12 protein-coding genes are annotated in these 15973 nt (G+C 54.2%); 10 read left to right on the forward strand and 2 right to left on the reverse strand.

Annotated elements, in window-relative coordinates; all coding sequences use genetic code 11:
* The first annotated feature begins 39 nt into the window (after nucleotides 1-39).
* The 10 genes from ABNS66_RS03520 to ABNS66_RS03565 all read left to right on the forward strand — a co-directional run bounded on the left by ABNS66_RS03520 (nucleotide 40) and on the right by ABNS66_RS03565 (nucleotide 12386).
* A complete protein-coding gene (locus ABNS66_RS03520; RefSeq protein WP_286837594.1) occupies nucleotides 40-1080 on the forward strand; it encodes a glycosyltransferase in 1041 nt (346 codons plus the stop codon).
* Entirely contained in the window at nucleotides 1077-1823 is a 747-nt protein-coding gene (locus tag ABNS66_RS03525; protein WP_286837592.1) for a YrbL family protein, read from the forward strand. The genes ABNS66_RS03520 and ABNS66_RS03525 overlap by 4 nt, the downstream gene beginning before the upstream one ends.
* Entirely contained in the window at nucleotides 1820-2863 is a 1044-nt protein-coding gene (locus tag ABNS66_RS03530; protein ID WP_286837590.1) for a glycosyltransferase, read from the forward strand. Before ABNS66_RS03525 ends, ABNS66_RS03530 begins: the two co-directional genes overlap by 4 nt.
* Nucleotides 2864-2874: 11 nt before the next feature.
* Nucleotides 2875-3804: a glycosyltransferase family A protein gene (locus ABNS66_RS03535; protein ID WP_286837589.1), complete on the forward strand. Its 930-nt coding sequence runs from the start codon at nucleotides 2875-2877 to the stop codon at nucleotides 3802-3804.
* 65 nt (nucleotides 3805-3869) lie between these two features.
* A complete protein-coding gene (locus ABNS66_RS03540; RefSeq protein ID WP_286837587.1) occupies nucleotides 3870-4874 on the forward strand; it encodes a nitroreductase family protein in 1005 nt (334 codons plus the stop codon).
* Nucleotides 4867-6048: a polysaccharide pyruvyl transferase family protein gene (locus ABNS66_RS03545; protein ID WP_286837585.1), complete on the forward strand. Its 1182-nt coding sequence runs from the start codon at nucleotides 4867-4869 to the stop codon at nucleotides 6046-6048. Before ABNS66_RS03540 ends, ABNS66_RS03545 begins: the two co-directional genes overlap by 8 nt.
* 167 nt (nucleotides 6049-6215) lie before the next feature.
* A complete protein-coding gene (locus tag ABNS66_RS03550) occupies nucleotides 6216-7709 on the forward strand; it encodes a SulP family inorganic anion transporter (RefSeq protein ID WP_286837583.1) in 1494 nt (497 codons plus the stop codon).
* On the forward strand, nucleotides 7709-8557 hold the full coding sequence (locus ABNS66_RS03555) for a universal stress protein (RefSeq protein WP_204995072.1): 849 nt from the start codon (nucleotides 7709-7711) through the stop codon (nucleotides 8555-8557). Before ABNS66_RS03550 ends, ABNS66_RS03555 begins: the two co-directional genes overlap by 1 nt.
* 158 nt (nucleotides 8558-8715) lie before the next feature.
* Nucleotides 8716-10152 (forward strand): coniferyl aldehyde dehydrogenase, encoded by a 1437-nt coding sequence (locus tag ABNS66_RS03560; protein ID WP_286694263.1) that lies wholly within the window; start codon nucleotides 8716-8718, stop codon nucleotides 10150-10152.
* A gap of 83 nt (nucleotides 10153-10235) precedes the next feature.
* The gene (locus ABNS66_RS03565) at nucleotides 10236-12386 is read left to right on the forward strand and encodes a PQQ-dependent dehydrogenase, methanol/ethanol family (protein ID WP_286694264.1); all 2151 of its coding nucleotides are present in this window, start codon (nucleotides 10236-10238) and stop codon (nucleotides 12384-12386) included.
* 65 nt (nucleotides 12387-12451) lie between these two features.
* Here the strand turns inward: ABNS66_RS03565 and ABNS66_RS03570 are convergent, their stop codons facing one another.
* Both ABNS66_RS03570 and ABNS66_RS03575 read right to left on the reverse strand, forming a co-directional pair.
* Entirely contained in the window at nucleotides 12452-13459 is a 1008-nt protein-coding gene (locus ABNS66_RS03570) for a cytochrome c peroxidase (RefSeq protein WP_286694265.1), read from the reverse strand.
* A gap of 116 nt (nucleotides 13460-13575) precedes the next feature.
* Nucleotides 13576-15939 carry a TonB-dependent receptor gene (locus ABNS66_RS03575; protein ID WP_286694266.1) on the reverse strand — a complete coding sequence of 788 codons (2364 nt, stop codon included), beginning with the start codon at nucleotides 15937-15939 and terminating at the stop codon, nucleotides 13576-13578.
* Between the last annotated feature and the right edge of the window lie 34 nt (nucleotides 15940-15973).

Here is a 15973-nt window from a genome sequence, read left to right on the forward strand (position 1 = left end):
GCAGCAATGCCGCGCAACAATGACAAGAACGAGATAACTATGAGAGTACTGCACATCGCCTATCAACAGCTGCGCCGCTACGGCCAGACTCGGGTGAGTTGGGCGCAGAAACTCAGCTTTGGTCTGATTAAGAACGATCACTACCTGCAAACGTTCAGCGACCGAGATATCGCCGCCTTTGAGGCGCCCCTGGGCATTCGCGATCTGGGGGTGGGCAAGGCCAACAAGCGCTTGCTGGAGATGGTCGATGCGATGGAGCCCGACCTTGTTATCGCCGGTCATTGCGACATGATCAGTAACGACACTCTGCGAGAGGTAAAAAAACTCGCTCCGAATTGCTTTATTGCCCACTGCAATAATGACCCGCTGTTTGTGCCCAGCAATGTTGAGCGTATCGCTTCGCGCGCCTCGGTTAGCGATGCCGTTTTCGTCTCTACGGGTCGGCGCGAGCTCAAACAATTTGAAGGCATTGGTGCGCGGCTTTATCACATGCCTAACCCCGTGGAAGCCTCCGTTGAGGTGTTGGATAACTCGCGGAAAACTGATCTGCCCATCGATTTGTTGTTCTGTAGTAATGCCACCAAATTTACCCAGCGTCTTGAAATGGTCGGCCGTATAAAAGAGGCGGTAAAAGACCAAATGAATTTCAAAACCTATGGCAGTTTTGGCGAGGCGCCGGTGTGGGGGCGCGACTACGATCGCGCCTTAGCCGAAACAAAAATGGGGCTAAACCTGAACCGCCAAGAGGGTGACTATTGGTATTCGTCCGCGCGAATGGCGCAGTTGGCGGGCAATGGCATTTTGCAGTTCACCCACAGTGGCCCGCGCTTCGACGAGCTTCTTCCCGAAGAGTCCGCCGTTTATTTTAATGATGAAGATGATCTGCTGGCGAAAATTCGCGAGTTTCATTTTGACGATGCTAAACGACAGCACTGGGCATCACGGGCGCGGAAGTTCTATCACCAGGAAATGAATTCACGGCTCTATGCTCAATATATCGTTGAAGCCAGTATGGGAATCCCCTTCAGCCATGACTATGTGTGGGCGCGGGATATCCACCTCGACGGGTCGATGAAATGACAATTGCGCTGAGCTCGCAGAAACCCTTTGCACAGGGCGGGAATCGACTGTGCTTTATCGACCCCGCTGATGCCGATCGCTGTATCAAAGTAAGGCGCCCCGACTTCACGCTCGAGGATTGTCGTCGAAAAAAGGGTTTTCCCAAGAACCTCAAGCCACTGTCTAGTTTTGATGACAGTTTGGAAGAGTTTCACGTTATGCAGGGCTTTGAGCGCCACTATCCGGATAGCATTTTCGACCACGTTAGTCGCTGCTTTGGCTTTGTCGACACCGATATGGGGCGGGGCCTTAGCTCCGAACTCATTCGCGACAGTGATGGGCGCATTTCCATCACCCTGAAACAATATGTCTGGGAGCGTGGTTATACGCCAGACTGCCAGGCCGCGGTTGACGTGCTATGCAAGCATTGGCTCGCGCATTGCGTGCCGTCGCGCGATATTCTTGTTCACAATGTTGTCGTGCAGCGCGACGTTAGCGAGGCCGGCGAGAATATTCGCCGGCTGGTTGTGATTGACGGCCTCGGTAGCTCCAACGTGATTCCGCTGCGGTGGCAGCCAAGAGCGCTGCGGCAGAAAAAGACGCAGCGGAAAATCGATAACTTCCACCAGAGAATAGACACTCTGATCCAAACCCGAAGTCGAGACAGCTTCCCTGGTACCCATGGCTTGTTGTTTCACGATGGGCTCAGCCAGAACGAGGCTGTGCCCTCGTCGACAGATATGAAGGACCCTGACGCATCATGAGTGGATCCCTGCGCATCGCCCAAGTCCTAGCGGGCGCCGAGCACGGCGGTGCCGAAAACTTTTTTGTACGCTTGAGTGCCGCACTGCAGGCATCGGGCAGTATTCACGAGCGCGCTTTTATTCGCCGCCATGCTCACCGCCTGGACGCCCTGCGTAGCCAGGGCGTGGAAGCAGAGGGCTTTCGCTTTGGTGGTAAATTCGATTTTTACGACGCCTGGGTGTATCGCCGTCGTCTGCGTGCTTTCAAGCCGGACGTGGTCATGACCTGGATGGGGCGCGCCAGCGATGCAACGCCAAAGGGTGATTACGTACTGGTGAACCGGCTCGGCCATTATTACAAACTGAAGTATTACCAGCAGGCTGACTACTGGGTGGGGATCAGCAAAGGAATTTGTCAGCACCTGATCGAGGGGGGAATGCCCGAGGAGCGTGTGGTTCACATTCCCAATTTCGCCGATGAAACCCCAGTCGAGCCTCTGCCGCGAGACAGCTTTGATACGCCTGCTGATGTTCCACTGTTACTCGCTGCAGGGCGTCTCCACGTAAACAAAGGCTTTGATACCCTGCTGCGCGCATTGGTGAATGTGCCCGACGCAGTCTTGTGGCTGGCTGGCAGCGGCCCGGAAGAGCAGGCCTTAAAGTCGCTGTGCAGTGAACTGGGGCTGGATAAGCGTGTTCGCTTTTTGGGCTGGCGGAATGATGTTACTGCGCTTATGCGCAGCGTCGATGCCTTTATTTGCCCCTCTAGGCATGAGGGGCTGGGTTCAATTGTGATGGAGTCTTTTGCCCATCGCTGCCCAATTATTGCCACCCGCTCCCAAGGCCCCGGCGAGGTAATTGAACATGACTACTCGGGTTTACTGACGGATATTGACGACGTTGGCCAGCTTAGTGAAGCGATGAATCTTGCACTGACAGATGCAGCCCTTCGCGAGAGGCTGGTAGAAAATGCGACGCAGGTTTATGCCACAACATACAGCCGCCAGGTCATCGTGGATGCCTATCTCGATTTTTACCGCCGCATTGTTGAGCAGCGCTAACAGGCTTGCAGATGATGACTGACACCACCGTAGTGCGAATTAACATTGCCATCTGCAGCTGCCAGCGGCCAAAGCTGCTGGCGAAGGCGTTGGCCAGTATTGGGGCGATGGCTTCTCCCGAGGGGGCGGAGGTTATCGTCAGCGTTATTGATAACGACCCTCAGCAGTCTGCAAAAACGGTATGTCGCGATTGGCAAACCAAACTGGGCGTTGCGCTGCACTATGAGCACGAGCCTCGGCGGGGTATCCCGCTTGCTCGCAATCGGGCTATAGATGTTGCCCATCAGCTCGGTGCCCACTATTTGGTATTTATCGACGATGACGAATGGGTGGAGTCCGATTGGCTATGTGAACTTTACCGCTATGCTCTGTCGCTCGGTGGCAAAGCCGTTGTGCACGGCGCGGTAGTGCCCGAGCTGCCGCAAGGGGCACCCCAATATATGGGGGAGATCTTTTTCGATAAAGGGCGCCCAACGGGTACAGCACTGGGCAGCTGCGCCACAAACAATGTGCTGATACCGATTTATGTGACCCAAGAGCTGGGCCTGCGCTTTGATGAGAGTCGCCCGCTGGCTGGCGGCACCGATACCTTGTTTTTCTGTGCAGCGGTAGAGCGTGGCGTGGAAATTTTTGAGTGCGCAGAGGCGCGTGTTCATGAAGAGATCCCTACATCAAGGTTGAGCAGCCGTTGGTTAGCGAAACGGAAATATCGCGCGGGTATCACCTTGTCTCGGCGAAAACGCGAAGGCGGCCGTTCGGCGGTGGGTTTGTTGCTGTCGGCGACTTTCCAAGTCGTGCTAAACGGCCTGCTGGTATTGCTATCCGCTGTATTGTTTCAGCGCGTGGCGTACTACAAGGCGCTGATGAAAATGTCGCGCAATGCAGGGGTGTTGAGTGGGTTGATGGGCATGAGTGTCGATAGTTACAACAAGGTTGTCTAGACATAGTCCGCGCTACGCTAATTTTTTATTTTCTTCAGTGCGTTGAGTCGATAGAAGGTCAGAGAATGGGTATTCGAAGAGAGCTTCGTAAACTATTTTTCAGGAAGTCAGGCTCCAAAAGTGGTATTTCAGGGGCTGTGGCTTTCGATGGGGAGATGGACGCTGTCGCCGCGGGGAAGTCTGCATTCTATAGGTCGGTGTCAACCCCTGGGTTTAACTCACCACTGCTCAGAAGGAATATCCACCGGCTTGAAAAGGGGCTTTGCTTCCCCTCTGGGAAAGAGCTTTTCGCAGAAAAGTATATTGAAGAGACTGTTTCAGCGTACCATTGTGCTACTGAAAATCACCTACATGACACGGGGGAGCTGGAATGGGCACGGTCAGTGTTAAAACGCTACTTTGCAACAGTCAGTATTCAGAACGAGCGTGTAGTCAGTGCTTATCAGCGCTACTTGGATATTGAAAATGAGTCTGACGGGGGAAGCCTGGCTTTAACGCCGTTTGAATTCGGGAGTATTCCGAAAGTTAAGGAGTCTTGGGGAGAAGAATTTATATCCTTGTGTGAGTCCCGTGTGTCTTGCCGTTGGTTTGAAGAAAAAAAAGTGCCCCGCTCAAAAGTAGAATATGCTGTAAATTGCGCAACACAAGCTGCGTCGGCTTGCAACAGGCAGCCATTTCAATTTTTGCTAATTGAAAACCCAGAGTTAAAGAGCAAAATCGTAAGTTTGCCATTCGGTACGGCAGGTTTCGGTACAGATTTACCTCATTTAATGATGGTTGTTGGGGATTTATCTAACTTTCCGCTTGAACGAGATAGGCATTTAATTTATATCGATTCGGCCTTGGCTACCTCCCAGTTATTGCTTGGATTTACTGCTCAGGGCCTGGCGAGCGTGCCGATCAACTGGCCTGATGTTGAGGTAAATCATCGCAGTGCACGTGAGCTGCTTGGATTGGAGAACTACCATGTGCCAATTATGTTGGTTGGTTTTGGAATACCGTTGGAGCAAGCGAAGATCCCTTACTCTGAGAAAAAAGGCGTAGAGGCATTATTAAAAACATATGATTGATGATAGCAGGAAGTATATAGAGCTCATCGGTATTGGCCTGCCTAATCGTGGCGCTGAGTTGTTGGCACGTACTGTAATGCAGGAATGCACTGAAAAATATGGACGTTGTGTTTTTGCTACCTCGCAGAAGCTTCCTCCTGAAGAGCTTAAGAGGCTTGGGTTAAAACGCTGTTTACGAAACGGCAAGGGACCTATTACCGTTCTTCGGTCGAAATTAAAAGGTCAGAAACTGAGGAAGAGTCAGCGACGTAAGTTCAGATACGGTCTGCTCTCTTTGTTGAGTAGGAATGTTAGAGAGTATTTGGGGTATGTCTTAGAGCAAGATGTTGATTTGGTCTTAGATGCATCTGGATTCGCTTATGGCGACTATTGGGGTGCCAAAAAGGCACAGCGCCGCCTAACCGACAGGCTGCCTCAGTGGAAGGCGAATAACGTTCCATTGGTGTTCTTGCCACAATCGTACGGCTCGTTTGACGAAGAGGGCTTTGAAGAAAGCTTTAAGCCAGCGGTAGATTATGCTTCCTTAATTTGTGTACGAGACCAACAGTCAAAAAGTTACTTAGAAAAATTCACATCACGTGCTGAGCTTTTCCCCGATATTACGTTTTCCCTAGATGGTTTTGTTAGTGATGGATGCTCTGATCAGCCTTACTCGCTGTTCATACCTAACCAAAAAGTTATTGACTCAGGAAGTATTTCTCGAAGCGCTTACATTTCACTCGCTCAAGAATTTGTTGCCCTATCTCGAGAGCTGGGGGTAGAGCCTGTGATACTAAATCATGAAGGGAGTAAGGATTTAGATTTATGTAGAGAAATGGCTTTATCCGAGAAATTGCGAATATTGGACCCAAGGGATGCCCTGAGAATAAAGGGGATAATTGCTGAGGCGTCATTTGTTTTTTCCTCTCGGTATCATGGGGTTGTGTCTAGTTTGGCAACTTGTACCCCTGTTGTAGTTTTGGGGTGGAGCCATAAATATCGTGAATTACTAGCCGACTTTTCTCTTGAGCACTGTTTGATCGCTAATGAATCTCATGCGTTGATGCAGCTGAAGGAGTTTTGCAAAGAAGATAATTTGGCTAAAGTGCGTAAAAAAATTGGTGAGAAGTTGCCGCATGTACGGCAATCATTATGTTCACTTTGGGAAGAAGTTTTCGCTTCTGTGTCAGGCTGAGTTAATTTTCCTTGCTATATTCCCGATAATTGCCAAGGGCTTCCCGCGGCGATTATCTGTATAATTCTGGGTCAAACTACCCGCCATACTCGGTACCCTGGAGCGTGGCTCGCTGCGGCCATTGTGTCGACAGCTCTGAAATTACCCCCAAAGAAATCGAGTTTTTCATGTTACTACTGTCTAAAAAAGAAGACTGGCTCGGCAATATCCGCGCCGATATCCTCGCTGGTTTAGTGGTTGCGCTGGCGCTGATTCCCGAAGCGATCGCTTTTTCCATCATCGCGGGCGTAGACCCCAAAATCGGCCTGTATGCGTCGTTTTGTATCGCGGTGGTCATTGCCATCGTAGGCGGCCGCCCGGGGATGATCTCGGCGGCCACGGGGGCGATGGCGCTGCTGATGGTTACCCTCGTTAAGGAGCATGGCTTGCAGTATTTGCTAGCCGCGACCTTGCTTTGCGGGGTATTGCAGATCATTGCAGGCTACCTAAAGCTGGGGCAGCTGATGAGCTTCGTGTCGCGCTCGGTAGTCACCGGCTTTGTGAATGCCCTGGCCATTTTGATCTTTATGGCGCAGTTGCCCGAACTCACTAACGTAACGTGGCACGTCTACGCCATGACGGCGGCGGGTCTAGGGATAATTTACCTGTTCCCGCTACTGCCTAAAGTGGGCAAGGTTGTCCCGTCGCCGTTGGTATGTATCCTGACGCTCACTGCATTTAGCCTGATGGCAGGCTTGGATATTCGCACGGTAGGCGACATGGGTGAGCTGCCCGACACGCTGCCTATGTTCCTGTGGCCAGACGTGCCGCTGAACTGGGAAACACTGCAGATTATCTTTCCTTACTCGGCCGCGTTGGCAGTAGTGGGTTTGCTGGAGTCGCTGATGACGGCAACGATCGTCGACGACCTCACCGACACGGGCAGCGATAAGAACCGCGAGTGTAAAGGCCAGGGTATTGCCAATATTTTCTCGGGCTTGCTCGGTGGTATGGCGGGCTGTGCCATGATCGGTCAGTCGGTTATCAATGTTAAGTCGGGTGGCCGAGGCCGTTTGTCGACCTTCTTTGCCGGGGCGATGTTGCTGACAATGGTGGTTTTTCTCAGCGATTGGGTGTCGCGTATTCCGATGGCAGCGCTGGTGGCGGTAATGATTATGGTGTCGATAGGCACCTTTAACTGGTCCTCCATCAAGGGCCTGAAGACGAACCCGCTGTCGGCCAACATCATTATGCTAGCCACCGTGGCGGTGGTGGTATGGACCCATAATCTGGCTTTCGGGGTGCTGACGGGTGTGCTGCTCGCGGCGCTGTTCTTTGCCAATAAGGTTAGCCACTTCATGTATGTGGACAGCGTGCTCAAAGAGGGCGGCGGCCAGCGTAACTACCGCGTCGTCGGTCAGGTGTTCTTTAATTCAGCGGATCGCTTCGCGGCAAACTTTGACTTTAAGGAAGCCCTTGATAAGGTGGTCATAGACCTGAGCCGCGCCCATTTTTGGGATATTTCTGCCGTTGCCGCTTTGGACAAGGTGGTCATCAAATTCCGCCGAGAAGGTGCAGAGGTCGAGTTGATTGGCTTAAACGATGCCACGGCAACCATTGTCGATCGCTTTGGTATTCACGATAAACCCGAAGAAATTGAAAAAGTGCTGGGAGCCCACTGATGACGGATAACTATGTCTTGGCCTGCATTGATGGCGCCGCACTTAGCACCGCCGTGTGCGACTACGCGGCGTGGATCGCCAGCCGCGTTCAGGCGCCGGTTAAGCTACTGCACAATCTTGAACATCGCCCGCAGGCGGCGGTGGCCGATTTAAGCGGCAGTATTGGCCTTGGCAGTCAGGAAGAGCTGCTGGAAGAGCTCACCCGGGTCGAGCAGGAGCGCAGTCGTCTGTTGATGCAGAAGGGTAAATTGATGCTCAAGGCAGCCGAAGAACGGGTGCATGCAGATGGCGTGGAACAGGTTGAGTGCTGGCAGCGCCACGGTAGTCTGCAGGAATCGCTGATTGAGAACGAGCAGGATATCCGCGTGCTGGTGATGGGCGTGCGCGGTGAGGAGCATCACGCGGGGCAGTTAGGTGCGCATTTGGAAAGTGTTATTCGCGGCTTGCACCGGCCGGTACTGGTGGTGAACAGTGCGTTTAGTGCACCGAAGAACGTCATGCTTGCCTATAACGGCACCGAGGCGTCTCAGAAGGCCCTGGACATGGTGGCCGCCAGCCCGCTCTTCAAAGACATTCCCTGCAAGCTGGTTTACGTTGGCGACGACAAACGGGCGGCGGAGATTTTAGCTGATGGCAGTCGCCGGCTCACGGCGGCGGGCATAGCGCACGAGAGTGTGCAGCTGCAGGGAAAGATCGACGAGGCACTCATCAGTTACCAGGCGAAAGAAGGGATCGATCTCACCGTTATGGGGGCGTACAGCCACCACCGCATTCGCGATGTGCTGTTGGGTAGCTTTACGGCAAAAATGCTCAGCAAGACCCAAAAGCCGCTGCTGCTATTGCGCTAGGCGGGTTGAATCTGTCCGCTCTTCACATCGCCTAGCGGTGTGTTCGGCGGTAACATCGCCCTCAAGTGATGATTTCGGTCGCACTTGGAGGGTGAAAACTCGCCGCCAAGCGTTGTGCGATCGCCAAACCTGATAAAACGATAAACAAGGGGAAGGCTATGAACGCAATACAACCCGCCGTCAATGAGATTGCTGTACCACTTCACCAGGCATTTGAGCTACAGCGCCAGGCCTATTTGGCCGCGCCAGTGCCCAGCTACAGCGAGCGCAAACAAGACCTTCAGCGCTTGAAGAGCATGCTTAGCGACAACCGCGAAGCGATTATTGATGCGATCTGTCAGGATTATGGCAATCGCTCACGTCACGAGAGTTTGTTTGCGGAAATCATCGCAGTAACCGATGCCATCAACGATGTGATCAAGCATCTAAAAAAATGGATGCGCGTACAAAAACGCCACGTTGATCACACCATGTTTCCCGGCGGTCGCAACCGTGTCATTCCCCAGCCCTTGGGCGTGGTGGGAATCATCGTACCGTGGAACTTTCCGGTAAACCTCAGCTTTGTGCCCATTGCCCAAGCCTTTGCCGCCGGCAATCGCGCCATGGTGAAAATGTCTGAGAACTCGCGCGCACTGAGCGCCTTGCTTCGCGAGTTGACCGCCAAGTACTTCGCTGAAGACAAGCTGCAGTTTTTTGATGAAACCGGCGGTGTCGGTATCGAATTTTCGAAGATCCCCTTCGACCTGCTCGTGTTTACCGGCTCAGGCCAGACCGGCAGGTCGGTGATGGCTGCCGCAGCGCAAAATCTGACACCAGTGGTGTTAGAGCTAGGCGGTAAGGCCCCTGCGGTGATTGACCCAGACTACCCGATTGAAAAAGCCGTTGGACGAATCATGTTCATCAAGCAATTCAATGCCGGGCAAATTTGCACCAACGTCGACTATGTATTCGTGCACAGCAGCCAACGAGAAGCCTTTGTGAACGAGGCCAAACGCTACGTTGCCAAGCACTGCCCTGATATTAATCATCAAGACTACACCTCAATTATTGACGACCGCTCGATGCAGCGATTACAGGCGACGCTTGAGGATGCGCGTTCGAAGGGGGCAACGGTCATCAACCTGAACGACCAAGACGCGAATATCGAGGCGCGAAAACTGCCGCTGCACCTGGTGTTGGACACCACGCCCGAAATGACCATTCGCCAGCGCGAAACTTTCGGCCCGCTGTTAATGGTGTTGGAGTACGACACCCCGTCCGAGGTGGTCGACTACGTGAATGCCCATGACCGCCCGCTGGCGTTTTACCCTTTCACCAAGAAGCGCGAGTTGGCCGACATGTATATTGAGCGGGTCATGTCGGGTGGCGTAACGGTTAACGATGCGCTGTTCCACCTTGCTCAGCACGATCTGCCCTTTGGTGGTGTGGGCGGCAGTGGCATGGGTCACTATCACGGCTATGAAGGGTTTATCACCTTCAGTAAGCTGCGTCCGATCTACTATCAGCCCGGTTTCTCACCGATGGAGTGGCTGCGCCCACCCTATGGCAATTTCGCCACGCGCTTCTACAACCTGCTGCTAAAACTCAAGGGCTGATCGCTCGTCATTTAGCCAGTGTCTCAATAGGGGAGCGTAGCTGCTCCCCGTGCTTCCCAGAAAACCAATAAATAGGAATTGCTATGAAGACTGCAATGCGCCTGTTGAGCAGTACTGTGCTGCTCGCGATGACCCTAAGCGGCTGTAGCCGCGACGTTGACACGAAGGTCAGCGCTGATAGCCAGCCTGTTAATGCTGAACGAATCATTGCTGCCGCGCCCGGTGAGTGGGTGAGTCACGGACGTGATTATGCCGAGCAGCGTTTTAGTCCGCTCAAGCAGATCAACGATGACACGGTAAGTGAGCTGGGCCTGGCGTGGTATGCCGACTTGCCCACGCGTCGCGGCATTGAGAGCACGCCGCTAATGGCAGACGGCGTGCTATATGTAACGGCGTCGTGGGGCCACGTGCTCGCCTTTGATGCACGTAACGGCGCATTGCTTTGGCACTTCGACCCCAAGGTTCCCAAGGACTACGGCGTCAATGGCTGCTGCGACGGGGTTAACCGTGGGGTGGCGCTTTGGGGCAACGCTGTTTACGTCGCCAGTTATGATGGCCGCTTGAGTGCCCTCGACAGGCACACAGGCGAGCTGCAATGGCAGGTGGATACCCGAATAAACCAGCAAGACCCCTACACCGTTACCGGTGCGCCGCGTATTGTCGACGGCCGCGTCATTATCGGTAACGGCGGTGCCGAACTCGGCGTTCGCGGTTATGTGAGTGCCTTTGACGCAAAGACCGGTGAACTGGACTGGCGTTTTTATACGGTGCCCGGCAATCCGGCAAAGGGCTTTGAAGACGACACCCAGAAAATGATCGCCAAAACCTGGCACGGTAAATGGTGGGAAAATGGCAAGGGCGGCGGTACCGCTTGGGACTCTTTCGCCTACGACCCCGAGCTGAATCTGCTTTACATCGGGGTTGGCAATGGCTCGAGCTGGAACCGCAAAGCGCGCAGTGATGGCAAAGGCGATAATTTATTCCTGTCGTCGATTGTGGCCGTGAAAGCTGACACTGGGGAGTATGTCTGGCACTACCAAACGACCCCCGGCGACAGTTGGGACTACACGGCGACACAGCACATGATTCTCGCCGAGTTAGAGATTGATGGCGTCGAGCGTAAGGTCATTATGCAAGCGCCGAAAAACGGCTTCTTTTATGTGCTCGATCGCCGCAGCGGCGAATTATTGTCAGCTGAGAAATACATGCCCGTAAACTGGGCGAGCCATGTGGATATGGAAACGGGGCGGCCGGTGGAAGCCGCGGGCCTGCGCGATGGTACTTTCCCGGGCATGGTGCGACCCGCGCCCAGTGGCGCCCACAATTGGCAGCCCATGTCATTCAGCCCGCAAACCGGCTTGGTGTACATTCCGGCGATGAGTTCGGGGGCAATCTATTCAGACGACTTTTCCGCGAAGGACCGCAAGGGCACCTGGAATACCAACTACGCTGTTGAAGCAATGCTCGAGGTGCCCGACCAGGTGACAGTAGAGCAACGCAAGGCAATGGGTGAAATGCTGCTGCAGTCGGTGCTGATCGCGAGGGACCCTGTTAGCAATACCGATGCCTGGCGAATTGAGGGCGGCTACTTCTCGGCCAGCGGCTTGCTGTCCACGGCGGGGAACTTGCTATTTCAAGGAGACTTGGACGGGCAGTTTCGCGCCCGCGCGGCCGATACCGGGAAGTTGCTTTGGCAAAAAGATGTACAGGGAGGTTTGATGGCTGCACCGATGAGCTATGAGCTTGATGGTGAGCAGTACATTGCCATTGCCCAGGGCTGGGGAGGTATCAGTGGCCTGCCCTACGGAGCGGTATCTGGCCCGAGGAATATGATCAATATTAGCCGCGTGCTGGTCTTTAAGCTCGGTGCCAATACCGAACTGCCGCGCATCCCTGTTGTTGAGCAAGCCCTGCCAAAGCCCGCATTGGCGGCGGCAAGCGATGAAGACATTGCGAAAGGGCGTGAGCTGTTCAACCTCTACTGCGCGGTCTGTCACGGCGGCAATGCCATTAGTGCGGGGCTGATTTCCGATTTGCGTTACCGCATTAATGATCTCGACGACGCGTGGCTTGCCATTGTGCGCGACGGTGCGTTGGCCTCCATGGGCATGCCCGCGAGAGGTGAGTTTATTGATAACGATGAAGCCATCGCGATCAAGCACTATGTTGTCGAGCAGGCGCGCTTAGGACACGAGCGTGGCGAGAAGCGCTTGATAAGGGGCGCTGCGCAATAGCCTATCCGCAGAGGGAAAAACAGCGGCTCTTGCCGCTGTTTTTTTGTGCGCTTATTTCGCTGAACTTATTTAACTGAACTTAAGGTTACTGGCCGGGTATTTTCCAATGCGTTCAGGAAGGTGACAATGCTCGCCGTGTCAGCGTCGCTGAGTGAGCGGCCAAGTTGTAACCACGCCATCTGTTTTACCGCTTCGTCCAACGTTTTGGCCGCGCCATCGTGGAAGTAGGGCGCGGTGCGTGAAATATCGCGCAGCGCTGGCACCTTAAACACAAAGCGGTCGCTCGCCTTGCCGGTTACTTCCTGACGGCCAATGTCGCTGGTATTGGTATAGGCATTCACCACACCCATTTTTTGGTACATGGTGCCGCCCAATGTCGCGCCGCTGTGGCAGGCGATGCAGCCCGTGCTAATGAAGGTTTTCAAGCCCTGCTTTTCCGCTGCGCTCAGTGCTTGGTCGTCGCCCGCCAAGAACTCGTCAAAACGGTCGCGGGTAATCAACGTGCGCTCGAAGGCGGCAATCGCTTCGGCCATATTGTCGTAGCTCAGCGCGGGCTCAGCATTGGGAAAGGCCTTGGCGAAGGCTGTTGCGTAACCCGCGTCACGCAGCCGCTGTTCAGCGGTTGCTTCATCGGGCATGGCCATTTCTACCGGGTTGAGAATGGGGCCCTTTGCCTGGGCTTTCAGGTCGGCGGCGCGGCCGTCCCAGAACTGTGCAATGTGAAAGCCGGCGTTAAACGAGGTGGGTGAGTTGCGACCGCCGCGTTCGCCGAGCGCGCCTGGCGAGGTGGGCTCGTTGTCGACACCGGCACCGTTGTTGTCCACTTGGTGGCAGCTGTTGCAAGACTGACTACCATTGGTCGATAGCGCCGTTTCAAAATAGAGCTGTTCACCTAGGGCAATGCGCTCGGGCGTGTCATTTTCGCTGCCAGGCATTGCCGCGGGCAGTGGTTTGAAAAAGGCTTGTGCCTGGGCGCGAAGCGCGGCATCGGCGTTGGCTGTTGCGCTGGTAGCAAGGCCGCCAAGGCACAGGCCGACGACCGCGAGGGTATTTTTAACGCTGTTGTTAAGCACGGGTATTACTTCCTTGGGTAAATTAAGGAGGCATCATACGTGCTCGAATCGCTAAGATTAAATCTTAAAAATCTATCGTTCTCATAGGATTTGGCAATAGCGGTTAGTGTCGCTGCCTACCACTGGTAGCTCATGCTGGCGAATACGCTCCGGCCGGGGTTTTGGCTTGGGTTATAGGTGCCCGGGAACATCGCGGTATCAATCACTTGGTTGAGGCTGCGCTCGTCACTTAAATTTTTGCCGCCAACCGTCAGCGCCCAGCCTTGTTCGTCACTGCGCAGTGTCAGGTTTGCGGCGACGGTTGTGGTGTCGGGAATGCGCGTATTGTCGTCCAGGTCGGTGTCCGTGTAGTGCTCACCCTGATGCTGAATATTCATGCTGGCACGCAGCAGAAGGTTGCCCAGCTGATACTCCAGCGTTGGGCTTATTGTGGCCGTTAACTCCGGCGCGAAAGCCAGGCGTTTCCCGCTGAGGTCTTGTTTGGCGCCGATGCCATCGCTAATGGGTGCCGGGCCGTTTTCATATTTTTTGTAACGGGCGCGCAGGTAGCCCAGTGAGGCGTTGATGCTGAGCGGGGTATAGGGTGTGAGCCACTGAATCTCGCTCTCGATACCTTCGGAAAATGCAGCCGCGGCATTGGTAACGTCGAACAGTAGACCGTTAAATGCAAGAACCTGAAGGTCATCAAAGTCCATGCGGTAGGCAGTCATATTGAGCTGTAGGCTGTTATCGAGCCAGCGGCTACGCAGGCCCAGTTCGAAAGATTGCGCCTCTTCCGGCTCGAACTCCAGCTGCTCGCCAGTGAAGGAAATGGCATTAACGCCACCACTTTTGAAGCCGCGGGAGAGGCTGGTGAAAAAGGAAATGTCGTCGTTCAAAAAGTAGCTGAGTGTGAGCTTGGGGGATAACTGGGTTTCAGTGCGTTCAATCTCGCCGGGGGCGTAGTCCTGGCCGCCAGTGAGGGTTGCGGTAATACAGGGCAGCAATGGGTTGCTGCACACGCCTTGGCCAGTGGGAGTGGACTTCTTCGTTTCCCGGTTCAGGCGCAGTCCCGGTGTAAGTACCCACTTTTCGCTAATATCCCAGCTCACCTGGCCAAACAATGCGGTGGCGGCGGTGTCCTGGCGATAGTCAAAACGGTAGTAATCGGTTTCCTGAAGTAGGTTGGTCAATTGCGGCAGGATGGCGGCCAAGGTGCCGGCCAAAGGGTTGCCGGGCACATTACTACTGCCACTTAGTAGCTGCTGGGCATCTTTGGTTAGCACGTAGGAGGCAATATCCTGGCCAGCAATAATGTCGGCAATGATGCGAAAGTCACTCTGGAAATAATACAGGCCGCCGATAAATTCAACATTTCCACCCAGCCCAAATAAGCTGTCTGCCGCGCCGCTAAAGCGCCACTCGAAAGTTTGTTGGCGATAATCGTCGACCTCGTCCAAGGTCAATAAATCGGCGGGGGAGACATCCAGGTCCTGTCGTTGTTCGACATCCAACCAGGACAGGCCGATGACAGCGGTGGTGTCCAGTCGCGATAAGCCAGCCACTTCACCAAAGTCATAGCTACCGCGCAGGGCCAAGCTATCTGAGCGCTGGTAGAGCTTGCCGTCTTCATTAAAGCTGGTTTGGAAGTTGAAAGGGTCATCTTCGATTTCGGGATCGAAGTTTTGCAAATAGTCTCGGGTATCGTCGTCGAGCTTCATTAACTGCCGTGGCCAGAAGTTAACGCGGGTGACGGATTGCTGCGCAATAAACTCCAGTTCACTGCGGTCACTCGGTTGCCAATTGAGCTTTGCTCGCAGCGCGTCTTGGTCGCGGTCGTCCTCTTTTCGCTCGAGTTTGGTATTTTCCAGGCGGCCGTCGCGCTGCCACTTCATGGCGGACAAGCGCAGTCCGAGACTGGGGCTAAAGCGATACCCGACGCCCGCCTCAAGACGTTGTTCACCGTATTCTTCGTCGCGGTAGCTCAGCTTCCCTTCACTGCCTTCCTCGGCGGGGACAGTTTGGCTGCTGACATTGAACACACCGGCGATCGTATTTTTACCGAACAGCGTGCCCTGTGGGCCGCGCAGCACTTCCACCCGTGCAAGGTCATACATCGATTCGCTGAAGTAGCTGGGGCGACCGTAGAACACCTCATCCTGAACCAGCCCTACCGCAGGCTCGAAGCTGGGGTTAAAACTGTTGGTGCCAAAGCCGCGAATGAATACCTGAGGTGAGGACGGGCTGGTGAACTCGACTCTGACATTGGGTACGTAGGCTGACACGGCGACCAAATCGCCGATGGCGTTGTCCTGCATAAAGTCGCCAGACAGGGCGCTGATTGAAATTGGAACGTCCTGCAGGCTTTGTTGGCTCTTCTGCGCGGTGACGACCACCTCCTCTAAAACGCGGGGGCGGTTTTCGGCTTCGGCGTTGGGGCTGAGCAGCGCTAAGGCAAGGATGCCTAGGGCGGTCGTTCTACTATTGCTGTGCGTTGTCATGGCGTTTTCTCGTTTTTATTATGTATCGTTTTTT

It is taken from the genome of uncultured Spongiibacter sp. (assembly GCF_964011655.1).
Taxonomy (GTDB): domain Bacteria; phylum Pseudomonadota; class Gammaproteobacteria; order Pseudomonadales; family Spongiibacteraceae; genus Spongiibacter; species Spongiibacter marinus.